We start from the raw sequence: 17384 nt of genomic DNA, 5'->3' as shown, positions 1-17384 counted from the left end.
CCCCCCGGTCGTTCCTGCGCGCGGCCGCGTCCTCGCGGCTACGCGTCCTCACGGCTACGCGGACTTCAGATAGTGGTCGAGCACCTGGACGCCGAAGTGCAGGGCGTCCACGGGGACGCGTTCGTCGACGCCGTGGAACAGGGCCGCGTAGTCGAGGCCCGGGGGCAGCCGGAGCGGCGAGAAGCCGTAGCCGGTGATGCCGAGCCGGGAGAACTGCTTGGCGTCGGTGCCGCCGGACATGGTGAACGGCACGACGTGCCCCGCCGGGTCGAAGCGCTCGACGGCGGCCCGCAGCTTGGCGAAGGTCGGTGAGTCGACAGGGGCTTCGAGGGCCACCTCGCGGTGGTGGAACTCCCATTCCACGTCCGGCCCGGTGAGCCGGTCCATGGTCGCGGCGAACTCCTCCTCGGTGCCCGGCAGGGTCCGCCCGTCGATGTAGGCGACGGCCTGGCCCGGGATGACGTTGACCTTGTACCCGGCGTCGAGGATCGTCGGGTTGGTGCTGTTGCGGACGGTCGGTTCGACGAGGGCGGCGGCCGGTCCGAGCTTGTCGAGGAGCAGGTCCACGTCGAGGTCGGGCGCGTGGGTGTCCACGTCGATGGAGTACAGCGCGGCCAGTTCGGTGAGGGCGGCGCGGACGGTCGTGGTGAGGCGGACGGGCCAGGGGTGCGAGCCGATCCGGGCGACGGCGTCGGCGAGGCGGGTGACGGCGTTGGCCGTGTTCACCTTGGAGCCGTGGCCCGCCCGGCCGTGGGCGGTCAGCTTGAGCCAGGCGGTGCCCCGCTCCCCCGCGGCGATCGGGTAGAGGGTGGTGCCGGGCTGCGGATGGAAGCTGAACGCCCCCGACTCGCTGATGCCCTCCGTGCAGCCCTCGAAGAGTGCGGCGTGCCGGTCGGCGAGGAAGCCTGAGCCGTCCTCCGCGCTGGCCTCCTCGTCGGCGGTGTAGGCCAGGACGATGTCGCGGCGCGGCCGGACGCCCTGCCGGGCCCAGGAGCGGACGACGGACAGGACCATCGCGTCCATGTTCTTCATGTCGACGGCGCCCCGCCCCCACACGGTCCCGTCGCGGACCTCCCCGGAGAAGGGGTGGGTGGTCCACTCGGCGGGGTCGGCGGGCACCACGTCCAGATGGCCGTGGACGAGGAGCGCGTCGGCCGAGGGGTCGGTGCCGGGGATGCGCGCCACCACGTTGGTGCGGCCGGGGGTCCGCTCCAGGAGGGTGGGTTCGACGCCGGCGGCGGCGAGCCGTTCGGCGACGTACTCGGCGGCGGGCCGCTCACGGCAGTCGCCGCCGCCCCGGTTGGTGGTGTCGATGCGGATGAGCTCGGAGGTGAAGGTGACCACCTCGTCGAGCGCCGTCGTGTCCGGGCCCCGGACCTCCTCAGCCATACTGCTCCTCCACCGCGGCCGAGACGATGGTCGTGACCGCCTTGAACGTGCGAATTGCCTCGTACATCGTCTCGCTGGTGTAGGCGACACGCCGCTCGCCGCTCCGCGCCACGCCGGGAACCACCGTGGCGGCGGCTCCCAGGTGCTCGGCGTCGAACTCCAGCTCCACGGTGAAGGGCCCGCCGCGGACCGGCTCGTGGCGGACGGCGAGGGCGGCGCCGGTCTTCGCCGCCGCCCGGATGTCGGCGGCGGTTCTGGCGGGGGTCCTGCACACCGCCGCGTACCGCGAGACGTGGTCCTTGACGGCGACCTTGGGTGCCTCGGGCGCGTACCCGAGGGCGTCCTCGCAGGTGAGGTCGTCCCCGGTGACGAGGACGACGGGCACGCCGTACTCCGCGACCACGTGGGCGTTGAGCAGGCCCTCGCTCGCCCGCTCCCCGTCGAGCCAGACCCCGGTGATCGAGTTGGCGAGGTAGGTGTGGGCGAGGACGCCCTCGGCGCCCGCGCCCGTGTGGTAGCCGACGAAGGCGATGCCGTCGACGTCCCCGTGCTGCACGCCCTCGACCATGGAGAGGGACTTGTGCCGTCCGGTGAGCATCTCGGCGCGCTCGTCGAGCCGCTCCAGGAGCAGGTTCCGCATGGACCAGTGCGCCTCGTTGATGAGCACCTCGTCAGCGCCGCCGTCGAAGAAGCCGAGCACGGCGGCGTTCACGTCGGAGGTGAACATCGCGCGGCACCGCTCCCACTGGGGCGTGCCGGGCAGCACGTCGGCGGGCCAGGTCACACCGGTCGCGCCCTCCATGTCGGCGCTGATGAGGATCTTCATGTCTGGCACCGTACGCGCCGCCCGGCGGCCTCACCACCCCTGTGGACAACCGCCGTTGGAGTGGACCACTGGAGGTCACCGGGACGGCGGTACGGGATCATCCGCGCAGTTCCGGATAGCGCCTGGGGTCCCCCTCGGCCAGCCGGCGCAGGGCGGTGGCGGCCCGCTCCTCGGGAGGGGCGCCGTCGTCCGGCAGCCGCCACAGGAACTGCCGGGGCTCCCCCTCCGCCGCGCTCCGGCCCCCGTCCCCGAGCGGCGGTCCAGTGAAGGTGACGACGGTCGTGTCCGGTTCGCCGAAGTCCGAGCCGATCCAGCCCTGCCGGAGTCCCCAGCGGGTGAGGAGGTCGGGGCGGTCGCGCAGCCCGGCGGTGATCAGCCGGGCGGTGCGGCGGGCCGGCCAGGTCCAGGAGTGGTCGTGCTCGGCGCGCGCGATCTCGGCGTCGTAGGCGTCGGCGTCGAAGCGGTACGCGGGGAGGTCCGGCAGCTCGGCCGGTCTCCCCGGCCACCGCCAGTCGCTCCACACGACGTGCTCGCCGTCGCGGCGCACGGTCACGTACAGGGCGCCGCAGCAGCCCTCGGTGCAGTACGCCTCGGCGAGCCGCACCTCCCGGGGTTCGGGCCCGGCCCGCAGCGCGCCGCTGTCGAGGAGCCGCTCGGGGGACTCCCCCGGGCCCAGCCCGAAGGCCTCCGGGACGAGGGGCCGCCCGTCGATCAGGAAGCGGGTCTCGACGACGTCGGGGTCGCCGGGGTCGGCGACCCGGCGGGAGGCCTCGGGCCCCATGTCCCGTGCCTCCGTGGGGAGCCTCTGGAGCCGGTCGGACACGGCCGCCCGGTCTCCGGCGGCGAGGGCTTCGACGAGGCCGCGGAGTTCCTCGTCCCGGGTCCGGTGGATCAGCCACAGGAGGGCGGCCGACTCCCGGTCCAGAGGTGCGAGGGTGCGGTCTACGGGGTCGAGGAGACCGTCGAGGAGGCCGAGGACGCGCAGGTAGGGGACGTCCTCGGGTTCCGCGAGCCCGCTGAGGAGCCCGAGGCCGGCGGCTACGCCGGTGACGATCGTCCCGGTCCGGACGAGGTGCCGGGCGAGCGCTCGGGTGCGGGCGCGGGCGGCGGGTTCCTCGGGCGGTTCGACGGCCGCCGCCGTATGGAAGACGACCTGCCCACGGACGACGCCCGTCGCGGCGAGCGCGCGTTCCGCCTCGGCGGCGGCCCGCACGGGGTCGGGGGCGTCGAGGAGCGGGAGCAGGACGGCGGTGACGGCGGCGCGGGCCTCGGCGTGGCGGAGGTTCCTGCGGCCCGGGGGGTTCGCCGTGCCGGGGAGGGGGTGGCCGCCCTGGGGCGGCGGCGCGTCGGGGTCGCTGTCGCACAGGCCCTTGGCGTACGCGTACAGGGAGGGTGCGAGTGTCGGGCGCTCGTGCGGGGCGCTCATCGCGCGGGGTGGAGCTCGATTCCGTAGGTCATGGAGGCATGCTGCCCTCTGCCGCGCCCCCGCCGCCACCGGTTTGCCGGGGCTTCGAATCGGACGAACCATCGCCAACGGGTGCGTATAGGCTGTCGGCCGCAGTTGTCGTAGTCGACCTTCCGGAGAGCCCTCGGTGACCATCGCCTTCACCCCGTCCGCATCGTCCCCCGCCGAACCCGAGGCCGTCGCGGCGATCTCGGAGCCGGAGTTCTGGGAGCCGTCGGCTCCCGAGCCCCAGGAGGCGACACGGGACGTACCGGACGCAGCGGACGACCAGGGCCTGTACCACGCTGACGACGCGGAGGACACGGACGGCACGGACGACGACCACAGCCGGGACCACGACCCCGTGGTCGTCCGCGACGCCCACGACTTCGGGGTGTACGCGCGGACCGGCGGCTGGGCCTTCGCCCTCAAGGTGGCGCGGAGCGTCCGGCCCGGCGGGCAGTCGGCCGAGGGGACGGCCCGGACGAAGGTGTCGGCGAAGGCCTTCGCGCAGCTCGCGGGGTGCTCGCCGGAGCGGGTCATGCGGTACTACAAGGCCTGGGACATGGCGGCCGACGACGGTCTGGTCCCCCAGTTCGAGGTGCTCGTCCCGGGTGAGGACATCGAGCTGCCCGAGGCGGACGTCTGGCTCTCGTACTACACCTCCCGCAACAGCGCCTCGTCGGTGCGCGGCCAGGCGATCAGCGCGGCGGCCGAGGCGGAGGGCATCCGGCCGACGAAGGCCCTGGAGGTGGCCGAGAACCCGACGGCGCTGCGGGCCGCGATCCTCGCCGACCCGGGGACGGCGGAGGCCGCGCGCGGGGCGCTGCTCGACCGGATGAAGGAGGACCCCGCCCTCCAGACCGAGATGGCCCGCGCCATCGCGCGGACCGACGACCTGAAGAAGGCGGTGGCGAGCGAGGCGAAGGCGGCCGACCGCATCGGGTACGTACGCCAGATCGTCGAGAACGGCCAGATCAGGACCCCCGCAGGGCAGACCGTGGAGGCGCCGGCCGAGCTGCGCGCGGAGGCGGAGCGGCACCTGTCGCTCCTCGACGAGCTGGACGACTCCGAGGAGGCGGGCGAGTGGGCCGGTGAGGCGTACGACACGGTCAGGGGCCTCGTCGCGAAGGCCGTCGAGGAGGACCCGGCGCTGCGCGTCCAGGAGCGGCGGACGAAGTTCTACAGCAGCCTGCAGAAGGCGACGAAGGTCTTCGAGGAGCTGACCCTGGACGAGGTGATGGAGGAGGACATCTACGAGGCCGACATGCTCCAGCGCCTCGAAGCCCTCCAGGAGGCGATCGGCACCTGCATCAGCGCGCTGCGCAAGGCGACGACCACCTCCTCCTGACCCCTCAGTCCTGGTGGCCGAGCTGGAGGTCGCGCTCGGTGCGGCCTCCGCCGGCCATCTGGAGGACCGTCGCGACGGGCGGGTAGCCGGCGGCGATGACCGTGTACTCGCCGGAGGACAGGTCGACGAACCGGAAGGTCCCGTCGGGGCCGGTGGTGAGGGTGTCGACGACGTTGCCCGCGGCGTCGAGCAGGGTGACCCGGGCGTCCTCGACGGGGCGCCCGCCGCCGGCCCGTACCGTGCCGCGGAGCACGGCGCCGCCGGCCAGTTCGATGTCCTGGCGGGTCTCGCGGGAGGACTGGACGCTCACGGGGAGCGCGGCCGGCCGGAAGGCGGGGGCGCTGGCGGCGAGCGTGTACTCGCCCGCGACCAGCTCGGTGATCACGTACCCGCCCTCGCGCCCGCTGCGGGTGGAGGCGACGACCTCCCCGCGTACGTCGGTGAGGGTGACGGCCGCGTCCCGTACCGGCGACCCGTCGGCGGTGACGACGCTGCCCGCGAGCCGCCCGGCGCCGCCGAGGACGACGTCGAGCTCGACCGGCCGGTCGCCGACGGTGACGGAGACGGCCTGGGGCTGGTGTCCGCCGGCCGCCGCGATGAGGACGTACGCCCCGCCGCCGGGGACGCTCAGCGCGTACCGGCCGTCCTCGCCGCTGGCGCCGCGGCCCACCTGCCGGCCCTGGACGTCGATGAGGGTGAGGGCGGCGCGGGGGACCCGGCTGCCGTCGTGGTGCTGGACGGTGCCGCAGACGGGGAGACCGGAGTGCGGCGCGGCGACGGACGCGGGGGCGGCGGCGTGCCGGGCGTGCGGGACGGCCTGGACGCCGCCGAAGCCGTCGGCCCCGGTGGCCTCGGTGGTGGGGCTGTGGTGGGACACCAGCGGTTTCTCCTTGAGGAAGAAGGCGAGGACGAGGCCGAGCACGAGGACCGGCACGAGGTAGAGGAAGATGCGCGGCATCGCGTCCGCGTACGCCTGGATGTAGGCGTCGCGTACGGCGGGCGGCAGGGTGTGCACCGTCTGCGGGGTGATCGACTCGGCCGGCGGCAGGGTCACCGGGCCGCCGGAGAGGACGCCGGCGAGCCGGTCGCCGAGGGCGTCGTCGAGCCGGGAGGCGAAGAGGGTGCCGAAGACAGCGGCGCCGACGCTGCCGCCGATCTGGCGGAAGTAGTTGTGGGCGCTGGTGGCGGTGCCGAGGTCGGCCGGGCGTACGGAGTTCTGCACGGCGAGGACGAGGACCGGCATGACGAGTCCGATGCCGGTGCCGAGGACGGCCTGCCAGAGGCTGTGCTGGAGGCGCGGGGTGTCGACGTCCATCCGGGAGAGCAGCCACATGCCGAGGACGGAGACGGCCCCGCCGGCCACCGGGTAGATCTTGTAGTGCCCGGTGCGGCTGATGAGCTGCCCCGAGACGACGGAGGCGATGACGATGCCGCCCATCAGCGGCAGCATCAGGAGGCCGGACTCGGTGGCGGTGGCGCCCTCGACCATCTGCAGGAAGCTGGGGAGGTAGCTGGCGGCGCCGAAGAGCGCGATGCCGACGACGGCGCCGACGAGGGCGGTGACGGTGAAGACCGAGTCGCGGAACAGCCGGAGCGGGATGAGGGGTTCGGGCGCGAAGTGCTCGACGACGAGGAAGAGCAGGGTCGTTCCGGCGGCGCCGCAGGCGAGGGCGAGGACGACCCGGGAGTCCCAGGCGTATTCGGTGCCGCCCCAGCTGGTCAGCAGGACGATGCAGGTGGAGGCGGCGGCGAGGAGCAGCGCGCCGAGGACGTCGAAGCGCGCCCGGGCCGTGGGCTTGGGGAGCTTCAGGACGACGGCGACGACGGCGAGGGTGACGAGCCCGAACGGCACGTTGAAGTAGAAGCACCAGCGCCAGGAGACGTGGTCGGTGAAGAAGCCGCCGAGCAGGGGTCCGGCGACGGAGGCGAGGCCGAAGGCGGCGCCGATCAGGCCCATGTACCGGCCGCGTTCGCGGGCGGGGACGATGTCGGCGATGATCGCCTGGACCCCGATCATGAGCCCGCCGGCGCCCGCGCCCTGGAGCGCGCGGAAGGCGATGAGCTCGTCCATGCTGCGGGACCAGCCGGCGAGGCCGGAGCCGATGACGAAGACGACGATGGCGAAGAGGAAGACGCTCTTGCGGCCGAGGAGGTCGCCGAGCTTGCCGTAGATCGGCAGGCCGATGGTGGAGGTCAGCAGATAGGCGGTGATCGCCCAGGACATCCGGTCGAGGCCCTGGAGCTCGCCGACGATCTTCGGCAGGGCGGTCGCCACGATCATCTGCTCGAGCGCGGCGAGGAGCAGCGCGAGCATGAGGCCGCAGAAGACGAGCCGGACGCGGCGGGGGTCGAGGGGGGCCGGCCCCTGCTCGGAGGGGGGCGCGGGGTCGGCGGGCGGGCCGCTCGCGGCGAGGCGTTCCGCGCCCACCGCGGCGTCCACCGCGCCGGCGGTGCCCTCCGCATCGGCAGTGCCCTTGACGGATTTCGCCATCGCGATCCCACCCACGTACTGCTCCCCTCGTCACGGCGTCTGCGCCGCGCCATTCTTCGCATTGGGCACGAAGGGGGAGCAAGTCGGGCGGTACGGGAGGGCAGTGGCGTCCGGGGCGCCGAACGGCCGGGAGCTACGGCGCACTTGGGTCGCTCATCAGCGCGTTTACGAGAGGGCCCGCGCCCCCGTCACGCGCGGGCGCGGGTAACGGGGGCGCGGGCGATCCACTCGAATCGGTGAACGCTCCGGGCGTTACTTCTCGACCTCGTCCGCCAGCTTGGCGAGAAGGGCGTCGTAGATGCGGCCGAGGCCCTTGGGCGCGAAGGTCCGCTCGAAGAACCCTCCGACGCCGCCGGCGCCGTCCCAGACGGTGGTGACGACGGCGCGGGACTTGCCCTCGCCGGCCGGGGTCACGGTCCAGGTGGTGACCATGGAGGAGTTGCGGTCCTTCTCGACGAGCTGCCCGTCGGTGGGCTCGGTGACCTCCAACAGGCAGTCGCGGACGCGCTTGCTGGTGGCCTGGAGCTTCCAGTGGACGAGGGTGCCCTCGCCGTCGCCGCCCTCACGCACCTCGTACTCGCTGAAGTGCTCGGGGAGCACCTTCGCGCGCGTGCCGCTGTAGTCGGCCAGCGCGTCGAACACCGTCTCCGCGTCCGCGGCGATGATTCGTTCCGTCGTGGCCTCGACCTGCGCCATTGACTTCCTCCAGCTCGTGGTTCCTCGGGGGTGTGCGGCCTAGCGAACCACGTGGGCTGCGGGGCGCGAAATCCGGGTTGCGACGATCAAGGGAACAGTTGTTCTATTCTTGTCGAACGGTCGAAGCAGAGCCACCGAGGAGACGTGCAATGCGCTGGGACAATCTGGGCGACACCCCTGCCGCTCCCGCCGACATCGCGCTGTTCGGCACGGACGCGGTCACCACCCGCACCTTCGACACCCCCGAGTTCCGGGGCATCACCTTCCACGAGGTACGGGCCCGCTCGATCCTCAACCGGGTGCCGGGCGCCTCCCGGATGCCGTTCGAATGGACGGTCAACCCGTACCGGGGCTGCACGCACGCGTGCGTGTACTGCTTCGCCCGCAAGACCCACAGTTATCTCGACCTCGACACCGGGCTCGGCTTCGACTCCCAGATCGTCGTCAAGATCAACGCTCCGGAGGTGCTGGCCCGCCAGCTCGCCTCCGCCCGCTGGCAGGGCGCGCACATCGCCATGGGCACCAACGTGGACTGCTACCAGCGGGCCGAGGGCCGGTACCGCCTGATGCCGGGCATCCTCACGGCCCTGCGGGACCGCGCGAACCCCTTCTCGATCCTCACCAAGGGCACGCTGATCCTGCGCGACCTGGAGCTCCTCGTCCAGGCGGCCCGGGTCACCGAGGTCGGCATCTCCGTCTCGGTCGGCTTCACCGACCAGGAGCTGTGGCGCACGATCGAACCCGGCACCCCCTCCCCGCAGCGCCGCCTGGACGTGGTCCGCACGCTCGGCGAGCACGGCATCGACTGCGGGGTCCTGATGGCGCCCGTCGTGCCCTTCCTCGGCGACCGGCCCGAGCAGCTGCGCGACACCGTCCGCGCGATAGCCGAGGCCGGGGCGAGCTCGGTCACCCCGCTCGTGCTGCATCTGCGGCCGGGCGCCCGCGAGTGGTTCATGCAGTGGCTGCGGCGCCACCACCCCGACCTGGTACGGCGGTACGAGCGGATGTACGCGGACGGGGCCTACGCGCCGACCTGGTACCAGCGCCGGATCACCCGTCAGGTGCACGAGTTCGCCGCCGAGTTCGGCATCGGACCCTCGCACCGGGGAGCCTCGCGCCGCGTACCCGTACCGGAGGAACCGGAGACGGCGGCGGCTCCGGAGCAGCTCACCCTCCTCTGATCACCACCCGTCACCTCCCGCACCCCCTAGGGGGGGTCTTTCCGATCATCGGACCGTTCACCTGACACGCCGTCGGCTCCCCCTCCGTTCGGGTCAACTCTCGGCGAAACAGGTCCCCCGGCGGCCCGTTCGGGACACAAACGCCCTATGACCCCACGCGCAGGAATGCTGATCGCCGCAGGAGCGCTGGTCGCCGGGACGGTCACCGTCCTGCCCGCCGCCCCCGCGGGCGCCGGTGAACCGGCCCCCCGTCCCCTCCCCCCGCTCGCCTGGACCGGCTGCGCCGTCAAGGCGTACCCGAAGCTCCAGTGCGCCACCCTCAAGGTCCCCCTCAACCACGACGACCCGGCCGGCCGGACCGTCACCCTCGCCCTGAGCCGGGTCCCGCACACCGCGAAGACCTTCCAGGGACCGCTGCTCGTGAACCCGGGCGGGCCCGGCGGCAGCGGGCGGACCATGGCCGGGTACGTGGCGGCCTCGCTGCCCCCGGAGGTGGCCGCCCAGTACGACGTCATCGGCTTCGACCCGCGCGGGGTCGGCAAGAGCGAGCCCGCCCTCGACTGCAGGCCCGGTCACTTCGCGCCGGTCCGCCCCGACTCGGTGCCGCGCGGCGCCGAGGGCGAGCGGGCCGCGGTCGAGCGGGCGCAGGACTTCGCCGACGCCTGCGGCGACAAGTACGCGGACGTGCTGCCGTACATCGACACCGTGAGCACCGCGCGCGACCTGGACGTCATCCGCCGCGCGCTCGGCGCTCCGAAGATCAACTACCTCGGCTACTCGTACGGGACCTACCTGGGCGCCGTCTACGCGCGGCTCCACCCGGACCGGGTGCGGCGCATGGCGCTCGACTCCGTCGTCAACCCGCACGGCGTCTGGTACGAGGACAACATCGCGCAGGACTACGCCTTCGACACCCGCCACAAGGACTTCATGGCCTGGGTGGCCCGCCAGGACGCCGTGTACAAGCTGGGCACCGACCCGGCGGCGGTCGAAGCGGCCTGGTACCGGATGCGCGACGCGCTGCGCGCGGCCCCGGCCGGCGGGAAGGTCGGCCCGGGCGAGCTGGAGGACACCTTCCTGCCCGGCGGGTACTACAACGGCTACTGGCCCCGCCTCGCGACCGCCTTCTCCGCGTACGTCAACGACGCCGACGCGGTACCGCTGACGGAGGCGTACGAGCGGTACGGGGAGGCCGACGCCGCGGCGGACAACGGCTACTCGGTCTACACGAGCGTGCAGTGCCGGGACGCGGGCTGGCCCCGGGACTGGAACGTCTGGCGCAAGGACAGCTGGGACGTGCACGCGAAGGCGCCCTTCTCCACCTGGAACAACGCCTGGTACAACGCGCCGTGCGCGTTCTGGCCGGTGGACTCGCTCACCCCGCCGGACGTCAGCAACGACCAGGTGCCGCCGGTCCTGATCCTCCAGGCGACGGACGACGCGGCGACGCCGTACGAGGGCGGGGTCGCCCTGCACCGGCTGATGCGCGGCTCCAGCCTGGTCGTCGAGGAGGGCGGCGGGAACCACGGGGTGACGCTCGGCGGGAACGACTGCCTCGACGAGCACCTGGCCACCTACCTGGCGACGGGCAAGGTCCCACGCGCCAAGGACGACGCCGAGGTGGACGCGGTCTGCGCCGCCCTTCCGGAGCCCGAGCCGGAGCCGCTCACGCCGCCGGCCGGCAAGCAGGCCAAGGGGAAGACGGCCGCCCGGTCCCTCCCGCCGGGGACGGCGAGCGTCGCCCCGGCGCGGGCGGAGGCCGCCGGACCCGTCCGGACGGAGTCCGCCGGCGGCCTCCTGCACGAGCTCCTCGGCCACGTGCGCTGACATCTCCGCAGCCCCACTGACAGTGCCCGCGCCCCTGGGGACGCGGGCACTGTCAGTGGCGTGCGCGAGGATGTCCGTCATGACGAGCCACCTCACCCACCTCCCCGCACCAGACGGCATCGCCGCCAGCCCCCAGTACAGCCACGTCGTGTGGGGGACGGGCCGCTTCGTCGCGATATCCGGCCAGTGCGCGTTCGACGCCTCCGGCGCGGTGGTCGGGGAGGGCGACCCGGTGGCGCAGGCCCGGCAGGTCTTCGCGAACCTGGCCCGCTGCCTCGACGCGGCGGGCGCCGGGTTCGAGGACGTGGTCAAGCTGACCTACTTCGTCACGGACGTGGCCCATCTCCCGGCGGTACGGGACGCGCGGGACGCGCACTTCGCGGGGACGCCGCTGCCGGCGAGTTCGGCGGTGCAGGTGGCGGCGCTGGTCCGCCCGGAACTCCTCATCGAGATCGAGGCCTTCGCGCTGGTCCCGGACGACGCCTCCTGAACGGACCGGGCGGTCGGAACGTGTGTCCTCGGAGATCGTCGTGACGTCGGTACGGGCGGCGGGCACCGCTGCCACCACGGGCGAGGGATACGCGGCTCCCGCCCCGAGCAGCAGACAACCCGTCAGCAGGGCGAGCCGGGCGCGTCCTCGTCGACGGCGGGTGCCGGCCATCTCCACCAACCTCGGTACGTGCGTGCGCGAGGGCGGAGACCGACCGGTACCGCCGGCGCTCATCCTTGGCGGAAGACGCTCGCCCGACGATGACCTCGGGCCGGATGCCCGGCGTTGTTCACCCCGATGGGCGGGCGGCCGGGGCGCCGGGTGCGAGGCGGCCCAGCGCCGCCGCGGCCGCCGTACCGAGGCGGGGGTGGGGAAGGGCGGCTTCGAGGGCGGGCCGGGCGCGGGTGTCACCGAGCCTGCCGAGGCCCTCGACGCAGGCGAGGCCGACCCGCCAGTGGGGGTCGTCGGCGGGGAGGCGCCGTTCGAGGACGGTGATCAGGGCCGCGACGGACTCGGGGGCGCGCAGCTCGGCGAGCAGCCGAACCGGCAGCAGGGCGTAGGCGATCCGCAGTTCGTTGGTGGCGAGGGCGGCGGCCGCTCGGGCGGTGCGCGGGTCGCCGAGCCGGGTCAGGGCGTGGGCGGCGGTGACGCAGCGCTCGGGGTCGCGGTGGTTGAGAAGGAGCACGAGCGCCTCGAAGGCGCGCGGGTCGCCCGCGAGCCCGAGCTTGAAGGCGGCGATCTCGCGCGCCCAGAGCGGCTGTCCCGGTGCGGTGAGGGCTTGGTGGAGTTCCTCCGGGTCGGTGGTTCCGGCGAGTTCTCCGAATGCCGCGGGGACTTCTCCGATGCCATTCCGGATCTCGTCCCGCAATCGATCGATCATCGAGCAGAATTCGGGATCCTCGGCGATTTCCATGAATCCGAGCCTATCCGCGATCCAGATCACACTTTCTCAACTTCCGAGGACTGGCGCGCTCGTTACCGGCCGGTTAGTCTCAGGTGAGCGGGCCACCCCCCGCCTTCCTCACAGCAGCCTGGTGACGCAGCTGTTGTGATTGTTTCGTCGGTTCGGCAGTTCGGATGTGACTCCGGGACAGAGTCCATCGCCCCCTTTTCCAGGGCATCGCCCCTTCTTGCAGGGCATCACCCTCGTTCTTTCCCGCGACCTTTCTCCCTCGCGCGCGCACTGCCCTCAGTCGTCACTCTTCCTCTCAGGAGTCCCCTGATGGACACCCCTCTCTCCACCATCGCCGTCGTCGGTCTCGGCACCATGGGCACCGGCATCGCCGACGTCCTCGTCCGCGCCGGCCGCGAGGTCATCGGCATCGACATCAGCGACACCGCCGCGGCCCAGGCCGTCGCCGCCCTGGAGGCCTCGACCGCCCGTGCGGTGGCCCGCGAGCGGATCACCGAGGAGGAGCGGCAGGACGTCCTGGCCCGCTTCCGTACCTTCTCCGACCTCCAGGCGGCCGCCGAGGCGGACCTCGTGATCGAGGTCGTGCCCGAGTCCTACGAGGCGAAGCAGGAGGTCTTCCGGGCCCTCGACGGCATCGTCCGGCCGGGGACCATCCTGGCCACCGGCACCAACGCGCTCTCCGTCACCCGACTGGCCGCCGACTCGGCGCACCCGGAGCGGGTTCTCGGCCTGCACTTCTTCACCCCGGTCCAGGCGATGAAGCTGGTCGAGGTGGTCTCCTCCGTGCTGACCGACCCGCGGGCGGTCGACGCCGTCACCCGGTTGGCCCAGGACCTCGGCAAGGAGCCGGTGGCGGTCGGCGACAAGGCCGGTTTCATCGCCGACGGACTCCTCTTCGGCTACCTGAACCAGGCCGCCGCCATGTACGAGGCCAAGTACGCCTCCCGCGAGGACATCGACGCGGCGATGCGGCTCGGCTGCGGGCTTCCGATGGGCCCGCTCGCGCTGCTCGACCTGATCGGCGTCGACACGGCCCGTACGGTCCTGGAGGCCATGTACGCGGACTCGCACGACCGGCTGCACGCCCCGGCCCCGATCCTCAAGCAGCTCAGCGAGGCGGGTCTGACCGGCCGCAAGTCGGGCCGCGGCTTCTACACGTACGAGGCGCCGGGCTCCGGCGAGGTGGTGCGGGACGCGCTCACCCCGCTCAGCTCCGCCGACGCGGCCGATGGCCGTGAGGTGCGCTCGGTCGGTGTCGCCGGCTCGGGCACCATGGCCTCCGGCATCGCCGAGGTCTTCGCCAAGGCCGGGTACGAGGTCGTCCTCGCCGCCCGCTCCCAGGAGAAGGCGGACACGGCCAAGGCCCGCATCGCCAAGTCGCTGGCCCGTTCCGTCGAGAAGGGCCGGATGACGGGCGAGGCCCGGGACACGACCCTGGCCCTGATCACCGCGGCGGGCACGCTCGACGCCTTCGCCGAGGTCGACCTGGCCGTCGAGGCGGTGGCCGAGGACCTGGAGATCAAGCAGGAGCTGTTCGCCCGGCTCGACAAGATCTGCAAGCCGGGCGCGGTGCTCGCCACCACGACCTCCTCGCTGCCGGTCGTGGCCTGCGCCCGGGCGACCTCGCGTCCGCAGGACGTGATCGGGATGCACTTCTTCAACCCGGCGCCGGCGATGAAGCTGGTCGAGATCGTCCGTACGGTGCTGACCGGCGACGACGTCCACGCGACCGTCCGCGAGGTCACCGCGAAGATCCGCAAGCACCCGGTGGACTGCGGCGACCGGGCCGGATTCATCGTGAACGCGCTGCTCTTCCCGTACCTGAACAACGCGATCAAGATGGTGCAGGACCACTACGCGACCCTGGACGACATCGACGCGGCGATGAAGCTGGGCGGCGGCTACCCGATGGGCCCGTTCGAGCTGCTCGACGTGGTCGGTCTGGACGTCTCGCTCGCGATCGAGCAGGTGCTGCACCGCGAGTTCCGCGACCCGGGTCTCGCGCCCGCACCGCTCCTGGAGCACCTCGTGGCCGCCGGCTGCCTGGGCCGGAAGACGGGGCGCGGCTTCCGCGAATATGCCCGACGCTGAGCCGGGAGCGGCCGGCTGGGGCGGTCTGCTGAGGACCCGGGGCACCGTCGGTGCCCCGGGGGGCTCCCCGCCCCCACCTGGGCACACTGTCCCTCCGATGCAGTACGTTCGGTCCATGCCCAAGGCCGCGAAGACACCCCGTGCCACCTCCCCGTCCGACGCTCCGGAGAGCGCGGCGGGCACCCGCGCCGCCGCCCAGCGGCTGAAGATGCGGCGGGAGCTGGCCACGGCCGCGATGGAGCTCTTCGCGACCAAGGGGTACGAGGCCACGACGGTCGACGAGATCGCGGCGACGGCCGGGGTCGCGCGGCGCACGTTCTTCCGCCACTTCCGCTCCAAGGAAGAGGCGATCTTCCCCGATCACGACGACACGCTCGTGCGTGCGGAGGCGGTGCTCAACGCGGCCCCGCCGCACGAGCACCCGCTGGACACGGTGTGCCGGGGCATCAAGGAAGTCATGAAGATGTACGCGGGGTCCCCCGCGGTCTCCGTGGAGCGCTACCGGCTGACCCGCGAGGTGCCGACCCTGCGGGAGCGGGAGATCGCGTCCGTGGCCCGCTACGAGCGCCTGTTCACCCGGTATCTCCTCGGGCACTTCGACGAGCGGGACCACCACGACGGCAACGACGACCCGCTGCTTGCGGAGGTGGCCGCCTCCGCGGTGGTCACGGCTCACAACCACGTGCTGCGCCGCTGGCTACGGGCGGGCGGTGAGGGTGACGTGGAGGCCCAGCTCGACCACGCCTTCGCGATCGTCCGGGACACCTTCGGTTCGGGCATAGGTGCCCGGCCGGCCGCGTCGACGCAGCAGCCGGCCGGTTCGCCCGTCGCCGTGACCGCCGCCGTGCCCGCCGCCGTCGCCTCCACGGAGGGGGACGTGGTGGTCGCCGTGGCCCGTACGGACGCACCTCTGGACGAGGTCATGCGCACGATCCAGCAGGCCCTGCGCAAGAACTGACCCCCTCCTCCACCGAAGGCCGCCCCTCTCCGGGGCGGCCTTCGTCCGTTTTCTCCCCCCGTTCGATCGATCATCGCTCAGATGTGACGGGCAGATTGCATATGAGTGAAATTGTTGGCACGCAGTGCCTTGTCACGTGACACGGCGTGCCATACGTTGAGGGTGTCCGGGCGGTCGGCGCGCAGAGTTCTCCTCGTGCGCCGGCTGTCCCCACAAGCGATCGTGATTGTGCGCCCGGACGCCTGCGTCACAGGCACCCCTCGCGCTCACCAGCGCCGCCACCGCTCCACCCGCCGAACCGACGGCACACCTCCACAGCAGCACTCCAAGACGTAACCCTCAGCGCGTCCGCCCCAGGACGCCGCACCGCCGGAGGCAACCCCGTGAAGGACATCCTGGACGCGATCCAGTCGCCGGACTCCTCGTCCGCCGATTTCGCGAACATCTCGCTCCCCGAGTCGTACCGGGCCGTCACCGTCCACAAGGACGAGACGGAGATGTTCGCCGGGCTGGCCAGCCGCGACAAGGACCCGCGCAAGTCGCTGCACCTCGACGACGTGCCGCTGCCCGAGCTCGGCCCGGGCGAGGCCCTCGTCGCCGTCATGGCCAGCTCGGTCAACTACAACTCGGTCTGGACCTCGATCTTCGAGCCGGTGTCGACCTTCGGCTTCCTGGAGCGCTACGGCCGGCTCAGCGACCTCAGCAAGCGCCACGACCTGCCGTACCACATCATCGGCTCCGACCTCGCGGGCGTCGTGCTGCGCACCGGCCCCGGCGTGAACTCGTGGAAGCCCGGCGACGAGGTCGTCGCCCACTGCCTCTCGGTCGAGCTGGAGTCCTCCGACGGCCACAACGACACGATGCTCGACCCCGAGCAGCGCATCTGGGGCTTCGAGACCAACTTCGGCGGCCTGGCCGAGATCGCCCTCGTCAAGTCGAACCAGCTGATGCCGAAGCCCGGCCACCTGAGCTGGGAGGAGGCGGCCTCCCCCGGTCTCGTCAACTCCACCGCGTACCGCCAGCTGGTCTCCCGCAACGGCGCCGGGATGAAGCAGGGCGACAACGTCCTCATCTGGGGCGCGAGCGGCGGCCTCGGCTCGTACGCCACCCAGTTCGCGCTGGCCGGCGGCGCCAACCCGATCTGTGTCGTCTCCTCCCCCGAGAAGGCCGACATCTGCCGGGCGATGGGCGCCGACGCGGTCATCGACCGCAACGCCGAGGGCTACAAGTTCTGGAAGGACGAGCACACCCAGGACCCGAAGGAGTGGAAGCGCTTCGGCTCGAAGATCCGTGAGCTGACCGGCGGCGAGGACATCGACATCGTCTTCGAGCACCCGGGCCGCGAGACCTTCGGCGCCTCCGTGTACGTCACCCGCAAGGGCGGCACGATCACCACCTGTGCCTCGACCTCGGGCTACATGCACGAGTACGACAACCGCTACCTGTGGATGTCGCTCAAGCGCATCATCGGCTCGCACTTCGCCAACTACCGCGAGGCGTGGGAGGCCAACCGCCTCATCGCCAAGGGCAAGATCCACCCGACCCTGTCCAAGGTCTACTCCCTGGAGGAGACCGGCCAGGCGGCCTACGACGTCCACCGCAACCTGCACCAGGGCAAGGTCGGCGTCCTCGCCCTCGCCCCCCAGGAGGGCCTTGGCGTGCGGGACCCGGAGATGCGCGAGAAGCACATCGACGCCATCAACCGCTTCCGCAACATCTGAGCCCGG

At 72.5% G+C, this 17384-nt stretch carries 13 protein-coding genes; 7 read left to right on the top strand and 6 right to left on the bottom strand.

Features of this window, described 5'->3' with window-relative positions; all coding sequences use genetic code 11:
* Nucleotides 1–54: 54 nt before the first annotated feature.
* From ACIA8N_RS11290 to ACIA8N_RS11280, 3 genes are all read right to left on the bottom strand, one after another.
* Nucleotides 55–1389, bottom strand: coding sequence for a M20/M25/M40 family metallo-hydrolase (locus tag ACIA8N_RS11290; protein ID WP_365780069.1), 1335 nt, complete (start codon nt 1387–1389; stop codon nt 55–57).
* Entirely contained in the window at nt 1382–2215 is an 834-nt protein-coding gene (locus ACIA8N_RS11285; protein WP_365780068.1) for a M55 family metallopeptidase, read from the bottom strand. Before ACIA8N_RS11285 ends, ACIA8N_RS11290 begins: the two co-directional genes overlap by 8 nt.
* Before the next feature lie 97 nt (nt 2216–2312).
* A complete protein-coding gene (locus tag ACIA8N_RS11280; protein WP_365780067.1) occupies nt 2313–3641 on the bottom strand; it encodes a hypothetical protein in 1329 nt (442 codons plus the stop codon).
* 166 nt (nt 3642–3807) lie between these two features.
* Between ACIA8N_RS11280 and ACIA8N_RS11275 the strand changes: the two genes are divergently transcribed.
* The gene (locus ACIA8N_RS11275) at nt 3808–5010 is read left to right on the top strand and encodes a hypothetical protein (protein ID WP_365780066.1); all 1203 of its coding nucleotides are present in this window, start codon (nt 3808–3810) and stop codon (nt 5008–5010) included.
* A 4-nt stretch (nt 5011–5014) separates the two neighbouring features.
* Here the strand turns inward: ACIA8N_RS11275 and ACIA8N_RS11270 are convergent, their stop codons facing one another.
* Complete coding sequence (locus ACIA8N_RS11270) at nt 5015–7501, bottom strand: MFS transporter (RefSeq protein ID WP_365780065.1); 2487 nt, start codon at nt 7499–7501, stop codon at nt 5015–5017.
* A gap of 252 nt (nt 7502–7753) precedes the next feature.
* Nucleotides 7754–8197, bottom strand: coding sequence for an SRPBCC family protein (locus ACIA8N_RS11265; protein WP_365780064.1), 444 nt, complete (start codon nt 8195–8197; stop codon nt 7754–7756).
* A gap of 149 nt (nt 8198–8346) precedes the next feature.
* On the opposite strand from ACIA8N_RS11265, the gene ACIA8N_RS11260 reads away from it, so the two are divergent.
* From ACIA8N_RS11260 to ACIA8N_RS11250, 3 genes are all read left to right on the top strand, one after another.
* The gene (locus ACIA8N_RS11260; RefSeq protein WP_365780063.1) at nt 8347–9378 is read left to right on the top strand and encodes an Rv2578c family radical SAM protein; all 1032 of its coding nucleotides are present in this window, start codon (nt 8347–8349) and stop codon (nt 9376–9378) included.
* 147 nt (nt 9379–9525) lie between these two features.
* Nucleotides 9526–11205 carry an alpha/beta hydrolase gene (locus ACIA8N_RS11255; RefSeq protein ID WP_365780062.1) on the top strand — a complete coding sequence of 560 codons (1680 nt, stop codon included), beginning with the start codon at nt 9526–9528 and terminating at the stop codon, nt 11203–11205.
* Nucleotides 11206–11284: 79 nt separating this feature from the next.
* On the top strand, nt 11285–11695 hold the full coding sequence (locus ACIA8N_RS11250) for a RidA family protein (protein ID WP_365780061.1): 411 nt from the start codon (nt 11285–11287) through the stop codon (nt 11693–11695).
* A 289-nt stretch (nt 11696–11984) separates the two neighbouring features.
* On the opposite strand, the gene ACIA8N_RS11245 is transcribed toward ACIA8N_RS11250, so the two are convergent.
* Entirely contained in the window at nt 11985–12608 is a 624-nt protein-coding gene (locus ACIA8N_RS11245) for a HEAT repeat domain-containing protein (protein ID WP_365780060.1), read from the bottom strand.
* 309 nt (nt 12609–12917) lie between these two features.
* Between ACIA8N_RS11245 and ACIA8N_RS11240 the strand changes: the two genes are divergently transcribed.
* The 3 genes from ACIA8N_RS11240 to ccrA all read left to right on the top strand — a co-directional run bounded on the left by ACIA8N_RS11240 (nt 12918) and on the right by ccrA (nt 17378).
* Entirely contained in the window at nt 12918–14699 is a 1782-nt protein-coding gene (locus tag ACIA8N_RS11240; protein WP_365780059.1) for a 3-hydroxybutyryl-CoA dehydrogenase, read from the top strand.
* A gap of 97 nt (nt 14700–14796) precedes the next feature.
* Nucleotides 14797–15657, top strand: coding sequence for a TetR family transcriptional regulator (locus tag ACIA8N_RS11235; protein ID WP_365780058.1), 861 nt, complete (start codon nt 14797–14799; stop codon nt 15655–15657).
* Between the two features lie 383 nt (nt 15658–16040).
* On the top strand, nt 16041–17378 hold the full coding sequence (ccrA, locus tag ACIA8N_RS11230; RefSeq protein WP_359205012.1) for a crotonyl-CoA carboxylase/reductase: 1338 nt from the start codon (nt 16041–16043) through the stop codon (nt 17376–17378).
* The last annotated feature ends 6 nt before the right edge of the window (nt 17379–17384 follow it).

The sequence above is a fragment of the Streptomyces sp. NPDC051822 genome (genome assembly GCF_044452745.1).
Classification (GTDB): domain Bacteria; phylum Actinomycetota; class Actinomycetes; order Streptomycetales; family Streptomycetaceae; genus Streptomyces.
The sequence above is the reverse complement of the archived record's forward strand: the minus strand, read 5'-3'. Positions and strand labels throughout refer to the sequence as shown.